Origin of the sequence: Actinomadura litoris (assembly GCF_009733595.1) — a bacterium.
Classification (GTDB): Bacteria; Actinomycetota; Actinomycetes; order Streptosporangiales; family Streptosporangiaceae; genus Spirillospora; species Spirillospora litoris.
Genome location: NZ_WOFH01000015.1, coordinates 222890 through 239745, shown reverse-complemented (window position 1 = coordinate 239745; position 16856 = coordinate 222890). Strand labels below are relative to the sequence as shown.

The window sequence follows — 16856 nt, the reverse complement described above, 5'->3', positions numbered from 1 at the left end:
CAACAACGGCTCGATCCGCGCCCAGGCGGCATCGGTGAGCTCATGACGACGCACCATGTCCACCATCACAACCCAGGACACAGATCAGCCTCAGCCAAACACCCAGATCCACCGGACAGGACCTAGGACGCTCGCGGGGCGGGTTGTCCACCAAGATCCATCTGGCCGCCGATGGGCGCTGCCGGGTCCTGTCCTTTCTCATCACTCCTGGTCAGTGGGGCGACTGTCCGCAGTTCATCGCCGTCCTGGACGCCATCAATGTCGCAAGGATGGGGCCGGGCCGCCCGCGCCGCCGTCCCGATCACGTGTTGGCGGACAAGGCCTACTCCTCGCGTGCCAACCGTGCTCACCTGCGGCGGCGCGGGATCGCACACACCATTCCCGAACCGGCCGACCAGCGGCGATACCGCCGCAACCGCGGCCGCCGGGGCGGGCGCCCGCCCCGCTTCGACTCCGAGCGCTACAAGCACCGCAACACCGTCGAGCGAGCCATCAACCGCATCAAACAGTTCCGGGCCGCGGCCACCCGTTTTGACAAACGTGCCTACATCTTCACCGGCACCGTCAGCGTTGCCATCCTGCTCATCTGGCTGCGCACCTGATCCAAGAAACAGGCCCTAGGCGGCAACGTGTGCCGGCATGGGGATGAGTGAGTCGTTCTCGGTTCGAACCGTTGGCCGGTGCGGGCATGTGGGGTCACGGCGGGCCGGAAATGCGGTGAGGCGTGCCTCGCGGCTCTGCCGTGATGAGCCGATCTTTCCCCGCGATCCCGAGGGCCTCGGCCCAGCACACGAGCTGCAACCGGGAGCAGCTGACAGGTTCATCCTCCGCCTGGAACCCGAGCCGCACCGCGACACGGCGCCCTTCGCGATGGCACAGGCAGAAGACGGCCAGCTGGCTTACATCGTGCGCTTAACGATTCGGTACGACGGTGGCAGGAAGGTCCGGGAGATATCGACTGGGGACACCGATGACTTCCGGTGAGTGCTGCATTAAACTTCGAAGCCATCGAGCAAAGACGGCAGGCCGTGATTTTCTGTGAAGTCCCTGACGGGCTCTGAAAACGTGCTCATGCTCGCGCCAGAACCACGGCGACGCCAGTAGGTGTGGTGGAGATGAGAGCGATCAGGGTAGCGAGGGTGCTGGTTAGCTCTCGTATCAGTTCTACGTGTACCCGCTTCTTCTCTTGCAGTCGTGAGATCGCCGCCATCACAAGCATTGAGGCAAATACCAGGTCAGTCGGCCTGATCGGGCGACTCCGCTCTACCAGAGGGTCGAGTAGGCGCAATGCACCTTTCAGCATCCGATCAACTTCCGGCGCTAGCGGTGCCGGATTGCTATTCTGAACATTGATCAAACGTTGGAGTACGGCAGTCGGGTCATCGGCCGGCGAGCGAAAACTCCCCGTCTTGTCCAGTTCGTGAGTGAGGAAGAGGCGAAAGCCGGCTCCCAAGGCTGGTTGACGGGTCCTACCTGGCCGGGGGGTTCGACGGTCGACATTGGCGAAGTAGTGACCGACTAGATCGACACAACTTCGTGCGAGCGAGAATTGTGTCGGCAGATCCACGTCATCAAGGACCGTACCGACCATCCGGGCGACAGCGAGGTCGCGGTCGAGGCCGCGGTCGAGGCCGAGGGCGAGGTCGCGGTCAAGGGCGAGGTCGCGTGCGAGGTCGCGGTCAAGGTCGCGGTCGAGGGCAAGGGCGAGGGCGAGGTCGCGAGCGAGGTCGAGGGCGAGGTCGACAGCGAGATCGTGATCGAGGGCAAGGTCGAAGTCATCGTCGAGGTCGCGGTCGACGGCACGGTCGACTTCGAGGGCGATGTCGAGGACGACGTCGAGCCCGATGTTGCGGTCAATTTCGAGGCCGAGATCGGGGTCGAGATCGCGTGCGAGGTCGCGGGCGTGGCCAAGAACGCGCTCGAGATCACGGGCGCTGTCGAGCGCAGGTGCACGCGCGAGGTCGTAGGCGCGGTCGAGGGCTAGGCCGCGGGCGCGGGCAAGGTCACGGGCAAGGTCGTGAGCATTGTGGAGGGCGCGAGCGAGGTCGCGGGCGAAGGCGCGGGCGAGGTCGAGGGCACGAGCGGGGGAGAGGGCGAGATCGAGATCGAGGTCGCTGGCGAGTTTGAGGGCGCGGGCCAGGTTGCGGTCGAGATCGCGGGCGAGGTCGAGGGCGAGGTTGAGAGCACGGTCGCGATCGAGCACCTGGTTGAGGTCACGGTCGGGGTCGAGGGCGAGGGTGTGGTCGAAGTTGCGGGCTGTGTCGAGGGCACGGTTGAGGGCGAGGAGGAGGTCGAGGACGTGAATCACTTGGTCAATGGGGTCGGAGAGGTTGCGGGGGCGTCCGTAACGGAGCAAGCGGCTCAGCGGGTGGGGGGATGCGCGGTGGACGAGGTGGATGAGAGGCCAGATGCAGGCGGCGATCAGGTCGGGAAGGTTACGGGTCTTTTCGGCTGTGGGGACGTAGGGATGTGGTTGTCCTGGATGCAGAACGAGAGAGGGAGTTTGTCCAGGAGTGCTGGCCCAGATGGCGGTGAGATCGGGATGGTGGCCCTGAGCGAATGCTTGGTGGGCTTCTTGTGGGGTGGGCAACCGGTAAGGGGTGTCAGGATTGAGCGCGTTAAGCCACGTAAGAAGGCCCTGGATGTCGGCGCTCCAAGGACCCTGGGTCGTCCCAGAGACGATGGGGGGCGCGTTGGTGTGAGCGGTGTAGCGGTTCCACAAATCTGTGGTGACGGGTGTGGCGCATAGGCGGGTTCCTCCGGGAAGGCTGTGAGTGGTGTGCAGTAGGCGGTCGGCGGCGATGCCGTCCAGTAGGCGGGCCTCTTCAGGGTTTGTGGGTGTAAGGGGAAGAATCTGGTTGAGTTGCTCGCGTAGGTCGGGATCGATTTCGCGGGCCTGGGCGTCCAAGGCGTAGGCGAGACTGAGGGCGTTGACGCTGCGAGCCTGTAGACACGCTTGGACCAAGGGCGTGGCGTCGGTACCGGCTGCCCACAGCAGGATGGTCTCGCGCCACCAGGGGTCATTGACGCTGGTGATCAGAAGCTGGCGACGAGCCTCGTGGCGGGGTTCGCGGGCTGACTCAGCGGCGAGGTGCTCTTGCAAGGTGAGGTGAACAAAGCCGTAGTGGCCGTAGCGATGCTCGGCAAGTAGGCCGACGCGGCGGACATAGTTCAGAAAAACCTCGGGAGCCAGGTCGGGGTTGGTGCGCCGCAGTACAGCGCGTACAGCCCGGCTGGCTTCGGTGATGGAGATATCGCGAAGTTTGTGGCGCATCATGTGCCAGGCAAGTTCTTGGACGATGAGTTGCTTCTGCTGGCCGGTCAAGGCGTCGACTTTCGGGTCGATGATGATGTCCCGGACGTCCTGGCGGCGGTGCACGAGGACCAAGCAGATCTCGGCGTACAGGGCGGCGCGGCCGGCGGGCAACTGTCCGCCGTACCGGTGCACGTTGGCGATCATGGTCAGAAGCAGGGGGTTGGCGGCCAGGTCGTACAGCGCGGGTAGAGCGTTGACACGGTCGAACAGGTCCTGGGCGGCAGCTGCGGCATCTCTGTCGATCTGCGTGCGGTCGCCTTGGCGGGCCCGATGCTCGATGGCCCGGTACCAGGCGTGCAGAAACTCGCGGATTTGATCAGTGGTGAACCGCTGCACACGCAGGATCTCAGCGTTAGCGAGCCGGTTATCCTCATAACCGTGGGGCCGAGAAGTGATGACGAAGGCGTTACCGGGGTAGCGGGCGATCTGACGTTCGACCCAGTCGACCACGCGTTTGCGGTCGGCGCCGTCGGCGACCTCGTCCAGGCCGTCGAGTAGTACCACGCAGCGGTCCCTGCCGAGCTGGCGCTCCAGCCAGCCGGCGGTGACCACACCGTCCAGCCACCGCGCCGCCGCTGCGGCGTCTGCCAGCCCGATCCGCCGACCGCCCTCCTGAGACCCCGTCAGGATCGTCTCGGCGTGGTCCCGTAGATACAGCAGCAGCGGCAGCGGCCGGCGCCGCCAAAACCTGTGGCGCCACGGCCGCCACTCCCGCTCGGCGAGGTCCAATGCGGTGTAGCGGGCCAGCGTCGTCTTGCCCGACCCTGCCGCGCCCAGCACTGCCAGTACTCTCGCAGGGGCCAAGAAAGAGGCCAACGACACCCGCACCCCCGCCTCCTGGGGGGCGACTCCGGATGGCCGGCCGACACCGGTATCGCTGGAAGCTTGGGTAACAGGCAGGGGCTGCAGGGCAACGTCGACGTAGACCTGTCGCGTGCGCAGCACATACTCCGCCTGGGTGACCACCCCCACCGTCTCCATCTGCTCCGTCGACGCGTGCACCCGCCGCCGGTACTCACGCCGCGACACCCTCCTGGGTACTGCAACGGCCCGCTCGGGGGCGGCCGTCACCACCAGCCCCAACGTCGTGAAGGCGAGCGCAGGCAACACCCACTTCAGCGCCCACTTATCGTCGTTGAGGATCTGATTGCTGGCGACCGCCGCGCTCACCATCGCGAGACCAGCGGTGAGTACACCGAAGACGTACTTGGCCAGTGGGCCGCCCGCCCTGCGCGCCGTCGTGGCCGTGTCAGCACCATTGGCCAGGTCTCGCCGACTGCGACCGGAGACCTCGTCGGCGATGCGTTCGGTGCCCTCACGCTCGGCGCCCTCGCGATCATCATCGGTATGCTGGCCTGTCATGGCCGCCATCATTGCCGCGCCGGGCCGATCAGCACAGGTCATCAGCTAGATACGCCCGCAACCGGACACCGCGAGCTAGAGCAGCTCGGGCGATGTGTTGAGCGGTTCACCGACCGGGCAGCAGAAGATCTTGCGATTCCACTCAACCAATCTGGCTCCGTAACGCCTGTAGTCGGTGTACTCCTTGACGTGCCGATCGATGTGGGGAGCCATCTATGGCGCAAGGTCGTGCCATCATCGCCGCGATCTCACGCTGCTCTGGGATCTGGCGGTACTTGGCGGTCCGCAGCTACGGACGGACGGTTATCGCGTTGGAGCACGAGCGCAACGCCGGGACCGCGCAGGTGATCAGACTCCTGCCGCCGGGAGGTGAACTAGTGGAGTACGAAGTCGGAGGACGATTCCGCGTCATCCGGCTACCGAGTGCCTGCACGCCTCAACTGAAAAGCTCACACCCCGAGCCGACCGCCTCTCCCGATGAGGGGTGATGATCAGAAGGAGGCGGAGGAGTTTGCCGTGTTCTTCGAGCGGAACATGAGCGCCCTACGAGGATATCTGATCAATGCTGGTAGTGGGGAAACTACCGCCGACGATATCGTGCAGGACACTTTCCTGGCGACCCGCCTTTACTGGCAGACAATCCGCAGCCTAGATAAGCCGGAAGCTTATCTCTACAAGGTCGCCACTCGCTGTCTGTACAAGGAGCGGCGCCGGAGCGTGAGGTGCCCCGGAGATTCCGGACAGCTTCCCAGCTAGAGTTAGGGAGAACCGGAAGGGAAGGTCGTTGGTGCGACAGAGGCGGCATTTCGCCCAGGAGCACAAGGACGAGATCGTCCGCATGGTTCTGGACGGCCCGCGCCCCATCGCCCACGTTGCGCGTGAGGTCGGATCCATGACACCACCCTGGGCAACTGGGTGAAGGACTACCGCAGGAGGCACGGCGACGCGGCCGCCATCGACACCGGCGGAGGCGGGCATAAGAGCTGGCGGGAGCTCCAACTCGAACGAGAGAACCGTAAACTCCGCGAAGAGAACGAGTTCCTGAAGAAAGCCGCGGCCTTCTTCGCCAGGGATCACCGGTGACCGCCAAGTACGAGTTCATCGACGCGGAGAAGGCCGACCACGCCGTCATCGACATGTGTGCCTGGTTGCACGTGTCACGATCGGGATATTACGAATGGCGCGGACGGCCGGTGTCGGCGACCGCGGAACGACGACAGCGCCTGAAAGCGATGATCCAGGCGGTGTTCGACGCCAACCACGAGACCTACGGGTACCGCCGGATCCACGTCGTGCCAGCCCGTTCCGGTGGACAGGTCTTGCCGGGACTGGTCCGGCGGTTGATGCGCGAGTTGGGCCTGCAGCCGGTGCAGTCCAGGCCCTGGCGGCCGATCACCACCCTGGCCGGCGACCCGCGTGACCTTCCCGACCTGGTCGAACGGGACTTCGCCGCCGAGCGGCCCGGCATCAAACTCCTCGGCGATATCACCCACATCCCTACCTGGGAGGGTTTCCTTTATCTGGCGACCGTCATCGACTGCCACTCCAAGATGGTCGTCGGGTGGGCGATGGCCGATCACTTCAAGACCTCGCTCATCAACGCCGCGCTGGACTCGGCGGCCGGGCACATCGACATCGAGCCCGGATGCATTTTCCATTCCGACCGTGGTTCGAACTACACCAGTGAGGAGTTCGGCAGCCATCTACGCAGGTATCGGATGCGTCGCTCGGTGGGGCGGACGGGAGTGTGCTGGGATAATGCCATGGCCGAGTCATTCTTCGGCTCCCTGAAGAACGAGTGGCTCCACCGCATGGTATTTGCCACACGCGCCAAAGCGCGCAGCGCGGTCGTCCAATACATCGAAGGCTTCTACAATCGACGTAGGCTTCACTCGGCGATCGGGTACCGGACCCCTCTGGAGGTCCACACCGAGTACCTGAGCCGACACCAGGCCGCGTAGGACATCCATCAAGCCACTGTCCGGAAAACGCAGGGCCCCTCACTTCCAGCGCCGGGGTCCGCACCGAGCACCGACGGATCGGCGACGAAACCATCCGCCGCCTGCTGTCCCAAGCCCTCACCGACACCGGCTTGACCGACCCCGCCACCGGCGGACCGCTGCACTACACCCCACACGACTTCCGTCGGCTGTTCATCACCGACGCCATCATGGGCGGCCTGCCTCCGCACATCGCCCAGATCCTCGCCGGTCACCAGGACATCAACGTCACTCTCGGCTACAAGGCGATCTATCCCGAAGAGGCAATCCAGGCTCACCAGGCCTTCCTGGCGCGCCGCCGCGAGCTCCGCCCGAGCGAGGAATACCGCGTCCCCGCCGACGAGGAATGGCAAGAGTTCCTCGGCCACTTCGAACGCCGCAAAGTCTCCATCGGTGCCTGCGGCCGAGCGTTCGGCACCCCCTGCATCCACGAACACGCCTGCGTCCGCTGCCCCATGCTCTGGCCCGACCCCACCCAGCGCGAGCGGCTTCGAGATCCGGGACAACCTGTCCGCACGCATCATCGAGGCCGAGCGCGAGGGCTGGCTGGGCGAAGTCGAAGGGCTCAAGATCGGTCTCAGCGGCGCTGAAGAGAAGCTCGCTCAACTCAACAGGCGCCCCGAAGGCCGCACGGTGGTCGAGCTCGGGGTCCCCACCCTGGTCCGCTCGATCGACGACCCGTCGCCATCGGCCTGACTCAAAAGTCCCACAGCAGTCGGCAACGATCAAGCAGCGAAGTTCAGGGAATACAGCAGCGTGTAGAGCGTCCGCTCCCGTAGCGCCAGGTCCTGATCGAACAGCGCGTCGATCTCGGAGTGCGACAGGGCCCGGGTGCGGTCGGGGGTGCGGCCGCGTCGGCGTAGCCGCCGCGTCGGATCGGTTGACAGCCAGTGCTGGTCTTGCAAGTAGCTGACGGCTGAGCGCAGCGCGTCCAGGTTGCGGTTGAAGGTGGCTGGGGCGCGCTGGCCCCACCGGCCGGTGAACCAGTCGGTCACCCGGTCGGCGCTGGCGTCGGTGTCGAACTCTGCGACGGTGAATGGCGCGTCGGGCGGGCTGAACTCGGCGCGCAGGGCCCGCAGGGTGGAGCGGTAGGCGCGCTGGGTGCCGGGGCTTTGGAGGATGGCGAGGTAGGCGGCGATCGCAATCCTTTCACGCGATAGAATCATCGTGATCGTCAGGCCTGCCCGCCTCCCCGTCCGGGAGGTCCCGATGCCCGCGAGCCCCGTCCCGCCACCCGCGCCACGAACCCCGATCGTCTGCGCCCGGCCCGACCGGCCGCACCGCGCACGGCGCCTTGCACGGCAATGCGCCGGGTGCGGGCTGACAGCTAAGGCCTTCGTCAGGCCGGTCGCCCATGGCCACCGGCCTGACCCGCGCTGGCGGGATGCGGCGACGGTTCGGGCGGTGTGGTCGGCGCTGACCATCGCCGAGGTAGATCTGGAGACCGTCTGGCTGGTGCCGCACGGTAAGACCCTGGCCGAGCGGCAGTTCTGTGCGCGGTGCGGACCGACCGGGAAGCGTGGCCGGTCGAGTGTTCCCGTTTGCGGCCTGGACGGGGTGTCGGTACGGTACGTGTCACCAGACGTCACGTGGCGGCGGCGGTACGTTCCGTGAGTGGTTCCGGTCGCAGGGACGGCGGGCAAACCGGGATTGATCCGGCGCCGTGCGCGCTGTTCCGCACCGATAACCGCGTCGCCGCGGTGAAGGCAGCGAGCGCCGCCCCAGGTCATGGGCTGGGTCAGGCGGTCGCCGCGAGGGCTGGGCGTGGTCGCGAAGAGACGTTACGTCAAGCGGCCCGCCCCGACGTCACCTCCGCCACCAGCGCCGATGGCCACAGATGACCTCTGGTGGGCCTTCCTTGCCGACGCTTCGACTTCGTGGCCCGGGACTCGGGAACGCGCGATGAGCCGCGAGTTATCTGCCAGTGGCCACTGTGACCTGGTGGTACGCGGCCAGTTCTGATAGCAGGCGGCAGGGCGCTTCTGGGAGCTGGACTGGCCGCCACGATCGGGTCACAGGCCCAGGGAATCCTCGGTTCGAGGGGCCAGGAGGATCGCGCCGATCGCGGCGCCCGCCGCCATGGTGATGACCGCGACCGTGAGGGCCGTTCTGTAGACGCTGACGAACGCCTCGCCGGTGGTCGCCCCTCCTGCCAGGGACGACCTCTCCTCCGCCATCAGGACCGTTCCGGCGCAGATGATGCCGAACAGGCTGGAGAGCTCCCGAGCTGTGTCGAGGAGGCCGGAAGCGGTTCCGTAGCCGGTCTCGGAGACCACGGCGAGTGCGCTCGCTACCGGAGACGCCGGTCTCGTCCTGCTCCAGTCGCACCGACCTGGCCTGCTTCTTCGGCAGGCCAGCGAGCTCGCGGCCGAGCACGCCGTGGTTGAGCCCATCGATGAAGAACGTGAGCGGGTAGGCCCCCCTCCTCGTCCGCGCGCCGGCAGCGCACGCACACCCCGGCCTGCATGTACGGTGGCCGCCGTTCCACACCGCCGTCCGGCAGGTGGAAGCTTGCGCTGACGAACTCGGCGACCCAGACGGCGGCGATCGGCTCCTCGGTAGGGCACAGCGGCGGTGGCAGCACTCGCGCGAGGACGTCCGGGCGGGTCCGGTACTCGACGGTCAGCCAGCGCAGCGACGCCGTCTCGCTGCCGAGGCCGTAGAGGGGCGCGAACGCGGGCATGGAGACCGCGGTCCTGTCCGTGGCGAGCACGTTCACTCCCTTCTGGCCGGTACGGCGGTGCCATGCACCGATCTGGTCAGCGCGCCGGCGATCACGTCGGCGGCCGGGATGACGGCCTGCGCCAGCGACGGCGCGGCCGGGATCCGTACCGGCGGCGCGCCAACGCGGATCGGCGCGGACCGCAACGGCACCCCCGCCTCGGCGATCGCGGCGACGACCTCGCCGCCGACCCCGCCGGTGGTGTGCGCCTCGTGCACCACGACCAGCCGGCCGGTACGCGCGAGGCTGCCGAGCACGGCGTCCAGGTCGAGCGGTCGGATCCATCGGGCGTCGAGGACCTCGGTCTCGATCCCCTGTACCGACAGGCGCTCCGCCGCGGCCAGCGCCTCCTGCTGGACGGCTCCCCACGTCAGCACGGTGACGTCCGATCCCGGCCTGCGCACCGCGGCGCCTCCGACGGGCGGCACGGCCCCGCCCAGCCGCACGTCCTGCTTGCCGGCGTGGTAAAGCGTGCGGTTCTCGATGACGATCACCGGGTCGTCGCTCCAGATCGCCGACAGCAGGAGGTCGTAGGCGTCCTGGTGGGTGGCGGGCATGCACACGCGCAGTCCGGGGACGTGGGCGAAGAAGGCTTCCAGGCTCTGCGAGTGCTGCGCGCAAGCGCCCGGGGCGCTGCCCTGCTGGGTGCGTACGGTGATCGGCGCGCCCAGCAAGCCGCGCGAGACGTAGCGGGCGTTGGCCGCCTGGTTGACCAATTGGTCCAAGGCCACCAGCGAGAAGTCGGCCCACATGATCTCGGCGATCGGCCGGCGTCCGAACATCGCGGCGCCGATGGCTCCACCGAGAATGGCCGACTCGGAGATCGGCGTATCGAACACCCTGTCGCCGAACTGCTTGCGCAGCCCCTTGGTCACGCCGAAGACGCCGCCGGGTACGGCCACGTCCTCGCCGAACAGCAGGGTCTCCGGCCGTTCCTCCAGCGCGCGGCGGAGCGCGGCGTTGACGGCCTCGGCGTAGGAGAGGCGTTTGGTCTGCTCAGGCATACAGGTGCTCCAGGACGGTGGTCGGGTCGGCCGGCGGGTCGGCGAGCGCGCGCTTCGAGGCCTCGGCGATCTCGGCGTGCACGCGGTCCGCGCCGGCGTCCAGTTCGTCCTGGTCGACGCCCGCGGCGCGCAGGACGGCCAAGAGCCGGATGATCGGCTCGTCGGCCAGCGCCCGCTCCATCTCTCCGGCGGGGCGGTAGTGCTGGGCGTCGCCGATGTAGTGCCCGACGAGTCGCTGCGTCATGGCCTCCAGCAGCACAGGTCCCTCGCCGGAACGGGCCCGCCCGGCCGCCTTGGAGACGGCCTCGCGGACGGCCGCGGGGTCGTTGCCGTCGATCCGCGCCCCCGGCATGCCGTACGCGGACGCGCGCTTGAACAGGCGGTCCACCCGCACCATGTCGGCGATCGGCGTCAGCTCCGAGTAGTGGTTGTTCTCCACCAGGAAGATCACCGGAAGGCGGCGTACGGCGGCGAAGTTCATCGCCTCGTGCACCGCGCCCTGGTTCATCGCGCCGTCACCGAACGCGGCGAGCGCGACCCTGCCCGACCCGTCGTAGGCGGCGGCCAGCGCCGCACCGGCGGCGATCGGGGCGCCCGCGCCGACGATGGAATTCTCGCCGTACATGCCGTACTCAGGCGCCGTCAGGTACGCCGACCCGCCCCGGCCGCCGTTGATCCCGCTCTGGCGGCCGAGCAGCTCGGCGAACAGCGGGTACGGTGGCACGCCGCAGGCCAGCGTCCACCCGTGCCCACGATAGGTGGGGAAGACCGCATCGCGGCTCAGGTCCAGCGCCGCGCAGGCACCGGTGTAGATCGCCTCCTGCCCGTTGCACAGATGGACGGATCCGACGACGTCACCTCGCGCCCGCAGGCGGGCGACCTCTTCCTCGAAGAACCTGATCCGCCGCATCGACTCCAGATGGTCGAGCAGCATGGCTGTTTCAGGCATGGGGGTACCCACTCTCCTCTGTCTCGGTACGAGATCCCTGGTCGCCGGCTTGCTATCGGGACGTCATGACGCGTCCCGGTGGCCGGGCGACTTGCCCCGCTCGGCGGGAAGCACGGCCAGGTGCCCGGCGCGCAGGAAACCGGTCGCCATCGAGGCCGCCTCGCGGACCGCCATGGTCAGCGTGACCTGCCGCACGTGGAACCGGGCAGTTGGGACGGACACCGTGAACGCGCCCGTCGGCGAGCCCGTCTCGTCGAAGAAAGGCGCGGACACGCAGCACACGCCCTCGCTGAACTCCTCGCGGTCCACTGCGTAGCCCTGCCTGCGCGCCCGGGCCAGCTCGACGGTGAGGTGGTCGTAGTCGACGATCGTGTGCGGGGTGACCGCCGCGAGCTCCACTCCCTTGAACATCGCCGCCACCTGCTCCTCCGGCAGGAAGGCGAGCACCGCCTTGCAGGAGGCGCGGGCGTGCATGTGGCCGGTGTAGCCCACGTCGAGATTGCCGACGCTGACCGTGTGCAGCCCGGAGATGTAGTGCTGCAGCGTCAGCGTCCCGTGGTACCAGCCGGAGATGTAGGACGTCTCGTGTGTCCTGTTGTGCAACCGGGTCAGGATCACCGTTAGCTCCGGTGACGGGCCCGACCTGCGCTGGAGGTGCCTGTTCAGCGACGCCGCGCGGTGGCCGACGTCGTAGCGGCCGCCGGGCAGGCGCACCACGTAACCGCTGGCCAGCAGGGTGCGCAGCAGGTGGTAGCAGGTGCCGAGTTTGATGCCGAGCTGGCGGCTGAGTACCTTCGCGGTGGCAGCGCCGTCGGCGACGGCCACGGCCTCCAGGACCTGCAGGCCGCGCTCCAGCGTGTGCAGGACGGTCTTCTCGCTCATGCCCGCCTCCCCGGCAGGTCTCGCCCGGTCAGGTCTCGCCCGGTCAGATCTCGCAGGGCGAGGGCGAGCACTCCCGCGGCCTGCACCACCGCGTCCTCCTCGACGAACTCGTCCGGGCTGTGCGCCCTGACCACCTCGCCGGGCCCGAACACGGCCGTCGGCACCCCGGCCGCGCCGAAGAAGGCGGCGTCGGAGCCGGCGGTGAACCCGGTCAGCCGCTCGGCGCCCATGCACGTGCGCTGCGCGTTGCGGAGCGCAACGATCAACTCGTGCTCGACGGGCGTCTCCCACCCGGTCCTGCCCTCGCCGTCCCAGCGCACGATCGGCGGGTGCGCACGCAGCCAGTCGTCGGTGGCGGCCACCTGGTCGAGGACGCGCTGGAACTCGCCGCGCACCGCCTCCACCGACTCGCCCGGCGCGACCCCGATCCGGCCGGACATCGTGGCATGATCGGGGACCGCCGCCCGCCAGTTCCCCGCACTCGCGGTGCCGATGGCGAAGGGGATCGCGGTCGGCACGTCCGCGAACAGCGGATGCCGGTAACCCTCACCCCGCTTGCGGCCGAGCTCGACCAGGGCCTCACGCACCCAGATCAGCCGTTCGAAGGCGTCCACCCCGCGCCACGGCGCCGAGGTGTGCGCAGAGCGCCCGGTGACGTCCACGGTGAAGAACTGCAGGCTCGTGCTGATCGGCACGATCGCGCCGCCGGTCGGTTCCAGGATCAGGGCTGCGACCGGATCCGGGACCTCCAAGGCCGCCGCCCGGGTGCCCACGCCGGTCGTCTCCTCGGCGACGACAAGCTCGACGGCCACGTCGATGTCCGGCTCGACGCCGAGGTCCTCCAACGCGGCAAGCGCGTACAGGCCGGCTGCGATGCCGCCCTTCATGTCCACCGAGCCCCGTCCGTACACCCGGCCGCCGGCACGAACCCCGGCGTACGGCGGATGCGTCCACGCCTGCTCATCACCCGCGGGCACAACGTCGAGGTGGCCGTTGACGACCATGCAGGGCCGCCCGCGGCGTCCGCGGAACCAGGCGATGAGGTTCTCCCTCCACTCGGCCCGCGGTTCGCCGTCCGCCAGCCCGGTCGCTACGATCGGCTGCCGGACAACCGGCCAGCCCCGGCGTGCGAACCACTCCGCGTACAGGCCGGTCCCCCGGTCCTCCCAGCCGCTCTCGCCGGCCTGGCGGACGCTCGCGGACAGCAGCTCCAGCATGTCCTCGGCCAGCGCCTCCACCTGGGCCAACACCTCGGCGTCACTCGGTTGCGGTGGCATCCGGTCACCTCCCTTTGGCCGTTCACTGTGCGCTGTCGCCTCGCTGCACCGCATCAGAATGAACCCGTTTCTCGACTATCTGAAATTCAGTATGCGGACACGTGAAAGGCCAGGTCACACTTGCCTAGCGTGCTCACACCTCAGAACCGATCTCCGAGGAGGAGCTCACCGATGATCCGCCGCTGGAATCCCGGCACGCTGGCCCCGCCGATCGGCCAGTACAGCCACCTCGCCTCCGTGCCGGCCGGCCACGAGCTGGTGATGATCTCCGGCCAGGTCGGCGCGCTGCCGGACGGCACGCTCGCGGGCCCCGACGCCGAAACGCAGACGCGGCAGATCTTCGCCAACATCGAGCGGCTGCTCGACTCGCTCGGGGCTGGGCCACACGACTTGGTGAAGCTGTTCACCCTGGTCGCGGGCGCCGAACACATCCAAGGCTGCCGCGCGGCGCGGGCGGAGACGTTCGCGAAGTGGTACCCCGACGGCGACTGGCCCGCCCATTCGCTTGCCGTGGTCACGGCCCTGGCCGCCCCGGAGCTGACCGTCGAGATCGAGGGCGTGGCCGCCCTGCCGCGCCGATGAGCCCGGAGGACTTCCGCGGCCTCTTCCCCGCACTGCGGTCAACGGTCTGGCTGGACACGCCGGGTGTGCCGCCCGGCGCACGACCGGTGACCGATGTCCTGCACGAGGCCGTGTCCGCGTGGTCCAGCGGCGAGCTCGATTGGCCGGCATGGGACGCGGCGGCGGGCGAGGCCCGCACCCTGTTCGCCCAGCTGGTCGGGGCCGACCCCGCCACGATCTCGACGCTCGGCTCGCTCGCCGAGGCCGCCGCCACGGTCGCGGGCTCCCTGCCGCGCGGCCGGGTCGTGGTGGCGGCCGAGGAGTTCCGCAGCAACCTGTTCCCGTGGCTGGCACAGCATGACGTGGTTGCCGTCCGGGCCCGCGACGGCGCGACCCGGGTGGAGGACCTGATCGCTGCGCTGGACCACGACACCGTGCTCCTCGCGGTCAGCGAGGTGACCAGCAGGGAAGGGCAGCGGCTCGACCTGGCCGCCCTGCGGGAGGCGACCGACCGGGTGGGCGCGCGACTGTTCGTCAACCTGACGCAGTCGCTGGGCGCGCTGCGCTTCGACCCGGCGGCCGTGCGTCCAGATCACCTGGCCGTGCACGGCTACAAATGGAGGCTGTGCCCGCGTGGCGCGGCCTGGCTCGTCACCAGGCCGGACCGGCTCGGCGAGCTGACGGCGCTCGCGCCGAGCTGGAAGTCCACCAGCCCGCCGCACGGCTACTTCGGCGGCCCCATGCGGCTGGCCGACGACGCCGGCCGGTGCGACACGTTCCCCGCCTGGTTCTCCTGGCTCGGCGCCTGCGCGGCGCTGCGCCTGCTCGGCTCGCTGGACGCCGACCGCGTCGAGCGGCACTGCCTCGACCTCGCCGGGCAGCTCACCGCGCAGGCGGCAGGCATCGGCTACCGGCGCGTGGTGAGCGGCCCGCTCTCGCAGATCGTCGTGCTGCACACCGACCACGCTGACCGCCTGTCCGCGCGGCTGCGCGAACAAGGCGTGCGAGCGACCGCGCTCGGCGACCGCGTGCGTTTCGGTTTCCACTACTTCAACAACGAGGACGACGTACGAACGACGCTGAGTAGCCTCGCAGAGAGGTAGACCTTCTGGGGGCCGAGGACGGGCTGCACGGCTCATATAACGTAAGCCGTGCTCGTCGTGACCTGAGTCGATACGGAATCCGATACCGGAACCGGGGTCCCTCCGTTGGATCGAGGCGATGCGGCCGCTGACCGCCGAGAACCCGCGCGATGATCCCCGGCCACTGCGACGTCGTCGGCGCCAGTCCCGGTCCGAGCAGGAGGTCAGCGGCGGTCCATGAGGCGTTCGGGGTGCATGCCGTTGACCACGCCGGCGGCGTCGTGGCTGGTGGAGAGGGTGAACGCCTCCTGGGCCCGCAGCCAGGGCTGACAGTACTGGGCGGTGGCGGCAAGGCGTGGTGTGGCACTGTGGTTGGCGCCGCCGCCGTGCCAGAGGGTGCCGACGAACAGGCGCAAGAGCCAGCGGGCATTGCGGCGGCCAGGCGGGAGTCCGCGCCGGTCGGGGTCCTGCCGTCCGGCCAGCGATGACTCCCGGGGATGAGAACGGTTGCGCCGTTGGCCTCGGTGAAGTCGTCGATTGCCCAAATGGTGGCCACCGACAGCTCCGGTCGGGGGCGGGGAACCGGATAGAAGCCATCGTCGGGGTGCAGCAGCTGGGCATCCTCGCCGGGTTGAACACAACGGGTCTTGTTGAGCACGCTGTGGATCCGCTGGGCGCGGTGGCCCTCGAAGGCGTTGCGTCCTGTCTGGCCAAGCAGCGTGATGAGTTCGGCGCGAAGACTGTCGAATTCATCGCGGCTGAGCCGGTCGGCCAGGACGACGTAGCCGTCACGTTCCAGCGCAGCCAGGTCGGCTTGGATCTGCTCAGGCTCGACGCCGCGGTCGCCGCCGCTGGTGGTCCGGTGCATGCGAGCGAGATCGCCAATCAGATCCTTCAGGCTGTGCACCTCGGGGTTTGTGCTCCGCAACTGGACGATCACTGAAGATCTGAACTGACCCAGCTCTTTGATTGGAACCAGGCATGGGTCGCGAGACCGGGCTTCACCCGGCCAGGTGACGGTCACGTCGCCGCCCTGAAGCTTTTCGAGCAGTTCGGCGGTGGCTTTGTAGGTGCCAAGGTGGATCACTTGGTCGGAGTGGCCGATGCCGGCGGTGTTGTAGTAGAAGCCGAGGGTGCGCCAGGGCACGAAGTAGATGAGGTCGCCGTCCTCGGGGTCTGATCCGGGTGAGCCGGCCGTATCCAGCTTGCGCGGGAGGTAGCCGATCTTCTCGCGGCCGCTGAACTCCTCCAAGGTGAGGGTCAGCGGGAGCATCGAGAGGAAGTCCCGGGTGGTGGCGCTGTCGGCGCCGATGACCACGTCGACGGAGACGCCGCGCGCGGTGAAGCGCACGATGCTGCCTTCGACCTGGCGCGGGAGGGAGGCGGTGGCCGAAGACGCACGGGCCGGGGTGGCGTTCGGGGTGTCCGTCATGCCGGCGGTCGCGGGCGAGGAGGCCAGCGGCGTGGATGCCGAAGCGTCCGGTCCGGAAGCCGCGGGTGCCGGGCCGGTGACGGCGCACCCGGTGAGGGCGAGCAGCATCGCGAGCGACCCGACGATAAGGGTCGTCGGTAGCACGGGCACGTTCCTTTCAGATGGTCGATGGAGCAGGCCAGGTCGCTTCCGCCGGGCCGCTGATCTGCGTTTCCTGCGCGGCTGGACGCATGGCCGGACCGGCCTCACGGGCGCTCGATCCGGTGAGG

Annotated in this window: 13 protein-coding genes and 3 pseudogenes; 7 read left to right on the top strand and 9 right to left on the bottom strand. The window is 68.5% G+C overall.

Features of this window, described 5'->3' with window-relative positions:
- Nucleotides 1–98 precede the first annotated feature (98 nt).
- Nucleotides 99–602: pseudogene (locus GNZ18_RS34755) on the top strand (IS5 family transposase); the annotation flags it as partial.
- A 467-nt stretch (nucleotides 603–1069) separates the two neighbouring features.
- On the opposite strand, the gene GNZ18_RS34750 reads toward GNZ18_RS34755, so the two are convergent.
- Entirely contained in the window at nucleotides 1070–4678 is a 3609-nt protein-coding gene (locus GNZ18_RS34750) for an NACHT domain-containing protein (RefSeq protein ID WP_173390982.1), read from the bottom strand.
- A 477-nt stretch (nucleotides 4679–5155) separates the two neighbouring features.
- Here GNZ18_RS34750 and GNZ18_RS44165 point away from each other — a divergent pair, with 477 nt between their 5' ends.
- From GNZ18_RS44165 to GNZ18_RS42760, 4 genes and pseudogenes are all read left to right on the top strand, one after another.
- The gene (locus GNZ18_RS44165) at nucleotides 5156–5434 is read left to right on the top strand and encodes an RNA polymerase sigma factor (RefSeq protein ID WP_156220887.1); all 279 of its coding nucleotides are present in this window, start codon (nucleotides 5156–5158) and stop codon (nucleotides 5432–5434) included.
- A 28-nt stretch (nucleotides 5435–5462) separates the two neighbouring features.
- Nucleotides 5463–6639 (top strand): annotated as a pseudogene (locus tag GNZ18_RS34740) (IS3 family transposase).
- A gap of 77 nt (nucleotides 6640–6716) precedes the next feature.
- Nucleotides 6717–6872, top strand: a pseudogene (locus tag GNZ18_RS44160) (hypothetical protein); the annotation flags it as partial.
- A gap of 199 nt (nucleotides 6873–7071) precedes the next feature.
- The gene (locus GNZ18_RS42760; RefSeq protein ID WP_246250964.1) at nucleotides 7072–7374 is read left to right on the top strand and encodes a hypothetical protein; all 303 of its coding nucleotides are present in this window, start codon (nucleotides 7072–7074) and stop codon (nucleotides 7372–7374) included.
- Nucleotides 7375–7403: 29 nt separating this feature from the next.
- Here the strand turns inward: GNZ18_RS42760 and GNZ18_RS34730 are convergent, their stop codons facing one another.
- From GNZ18_RS34730 to GNZ18_RS34705, 7 genes are all read right to left on the bottom strand, one after another.
- A complete protein-coding gene (locus GNZ18_RS34730; RefSeq protein ID WP_156220885.1) occupies nucleotides 7404–7844 on the bottom strand; it encodes a site-specific integrase in 441 nt (146 codons plus the stop codon).
- An 846-nt stretch (nucleotides 7845–8690) separates the two neighbouring features.
- Nucleotides 8691–8954 (bottom strand): hypothetical protein, encoded by a 264-nt coding sequence (locus tag GNZ18_RS41570; RefSeq protein ID WP_216651546.1) that lies wholly within the window; start codon nucleotides 8952–8954, stop codon nucleotides 8691–8693.
- Between the two features lie 14 nt (nucleotides 8955–8968).
- The gene (locus GNZ18_RS44155; protein ID WP_376766295.1) at nucleotides 8969–9361 is read right to left on the bottom strand and encodes an acetoacetate decarboxylase family protein; all 393 of its coding nucleotides are present in this window, start codon (nucleotides 9359–9361) and stop codon (nucleotides 8969–8971) included.
- A gap of 32 nt (nucleotides 9362–9393) precedes the next feature.
- Nucleotides 9394–10404, bottom strand: a complete 1011-nt coding sequence (locus GNZ18_RS34720) for an alpha-ketoacid dehydrogenase subunit beta (RefSeq protein WP_156220883.1) — start codon at nucleotides 10402–10404, stop codon at nucleotides 9394–9396.
- Complete coding sequence (locus GNZ18_RS34715) at nucleotides 10397–11353, bottom strand: thiamine pyrophosphate-dependent dehydrogenase E1 component subunit alpha (protein WP_156220881.1); 957 nt, start codon at nucleotides 11351–11353, stop codon at nucleotides 10397–10399. The genes GNZ18_RS34720 and GNZ18_RS34715 overlap by 8 nt, the downstream gene beginning before the upstream one ends.
- Nucleotides 11354–11416: 63 nt before the next feature.
- Entirely contained in the window at nucleotides 11417–12235 is an 819-nt protein-coding gene (locus tag GNZ18_RS34710; protein WP_156220879.1) for an IclR family transcriptional regulator, read from the bottom strand.
- The gene (locus GNZ18_RS34705; RefSeq protein ID WP_156220877.1) at nucleotides 12232–13512 is read right to left on the bottom strand and encodes a M20 family metallopeptidase; all 1281 of its coding nucleotides are present in this window, start codon (nucleotides 13510–13512) and stop codon (nucleotides 12232–12234) included. Before GNZ18_RS34705 ends, GNZ18_RS34710 begins: the two co-directional genes overlap by 4 nt.
- A gap of 171 nt (nucleotides 13513–13683) precedes the next feature.
- Between GNZ18_RS34705 and GNZ18_RS34700 the strand changes: the two genes are divergently transcribed.
- Both GNZ18_RS34700 and GNZ18_RS34695 read left to right on the top strand, forming a co-directional pair.
- Nucleotides 13684–14094, top strand: coding sequence for a RidA family protein (locus GNZ18_RS34700; protein WP_156220875.1), 411 nt, complete (start codon nucleotides 13684–13686; stop codon nucleotides 14092–14094).
- Nucleotides 14091–15176 (top strand): aminotransferase class V-fold PLP-dependent enzyme, encoded by a 1086-nt coding sequence (locus tag GNZ18_RS34695; protein WP_156220873.1) that lies wholly within the window; start codon nucleotides 14091–14093, stop codon nucleotides 15174–15176. Before GNZ18_RS34700 ends, GNZ18_RS34695 begins: the two co-directional genes overlap by 4 nt.
- On the opposite strand, the gene GNZ18_RS41560 is transcribed toward GNZ18_RS34695, so the two are convergent.
- Nucleotides 15124–16731: a cyclophilin-like fold protein gene (locus tag GNZ18_RS41560; protein ID WP_216651544.1), complete on the bottom strand. Its 1608-nt coding sequence runs from the start codon at nucleotides 16729–16731 to the stop codon at nucleotides 15124–15126. The genes GNZ18_RS34695 and GNZ18_RS41560 overlap by 53 nt on opposite strands.
- Nucleotides 16732–16856 lie beyond the last annotated feature (125 nt).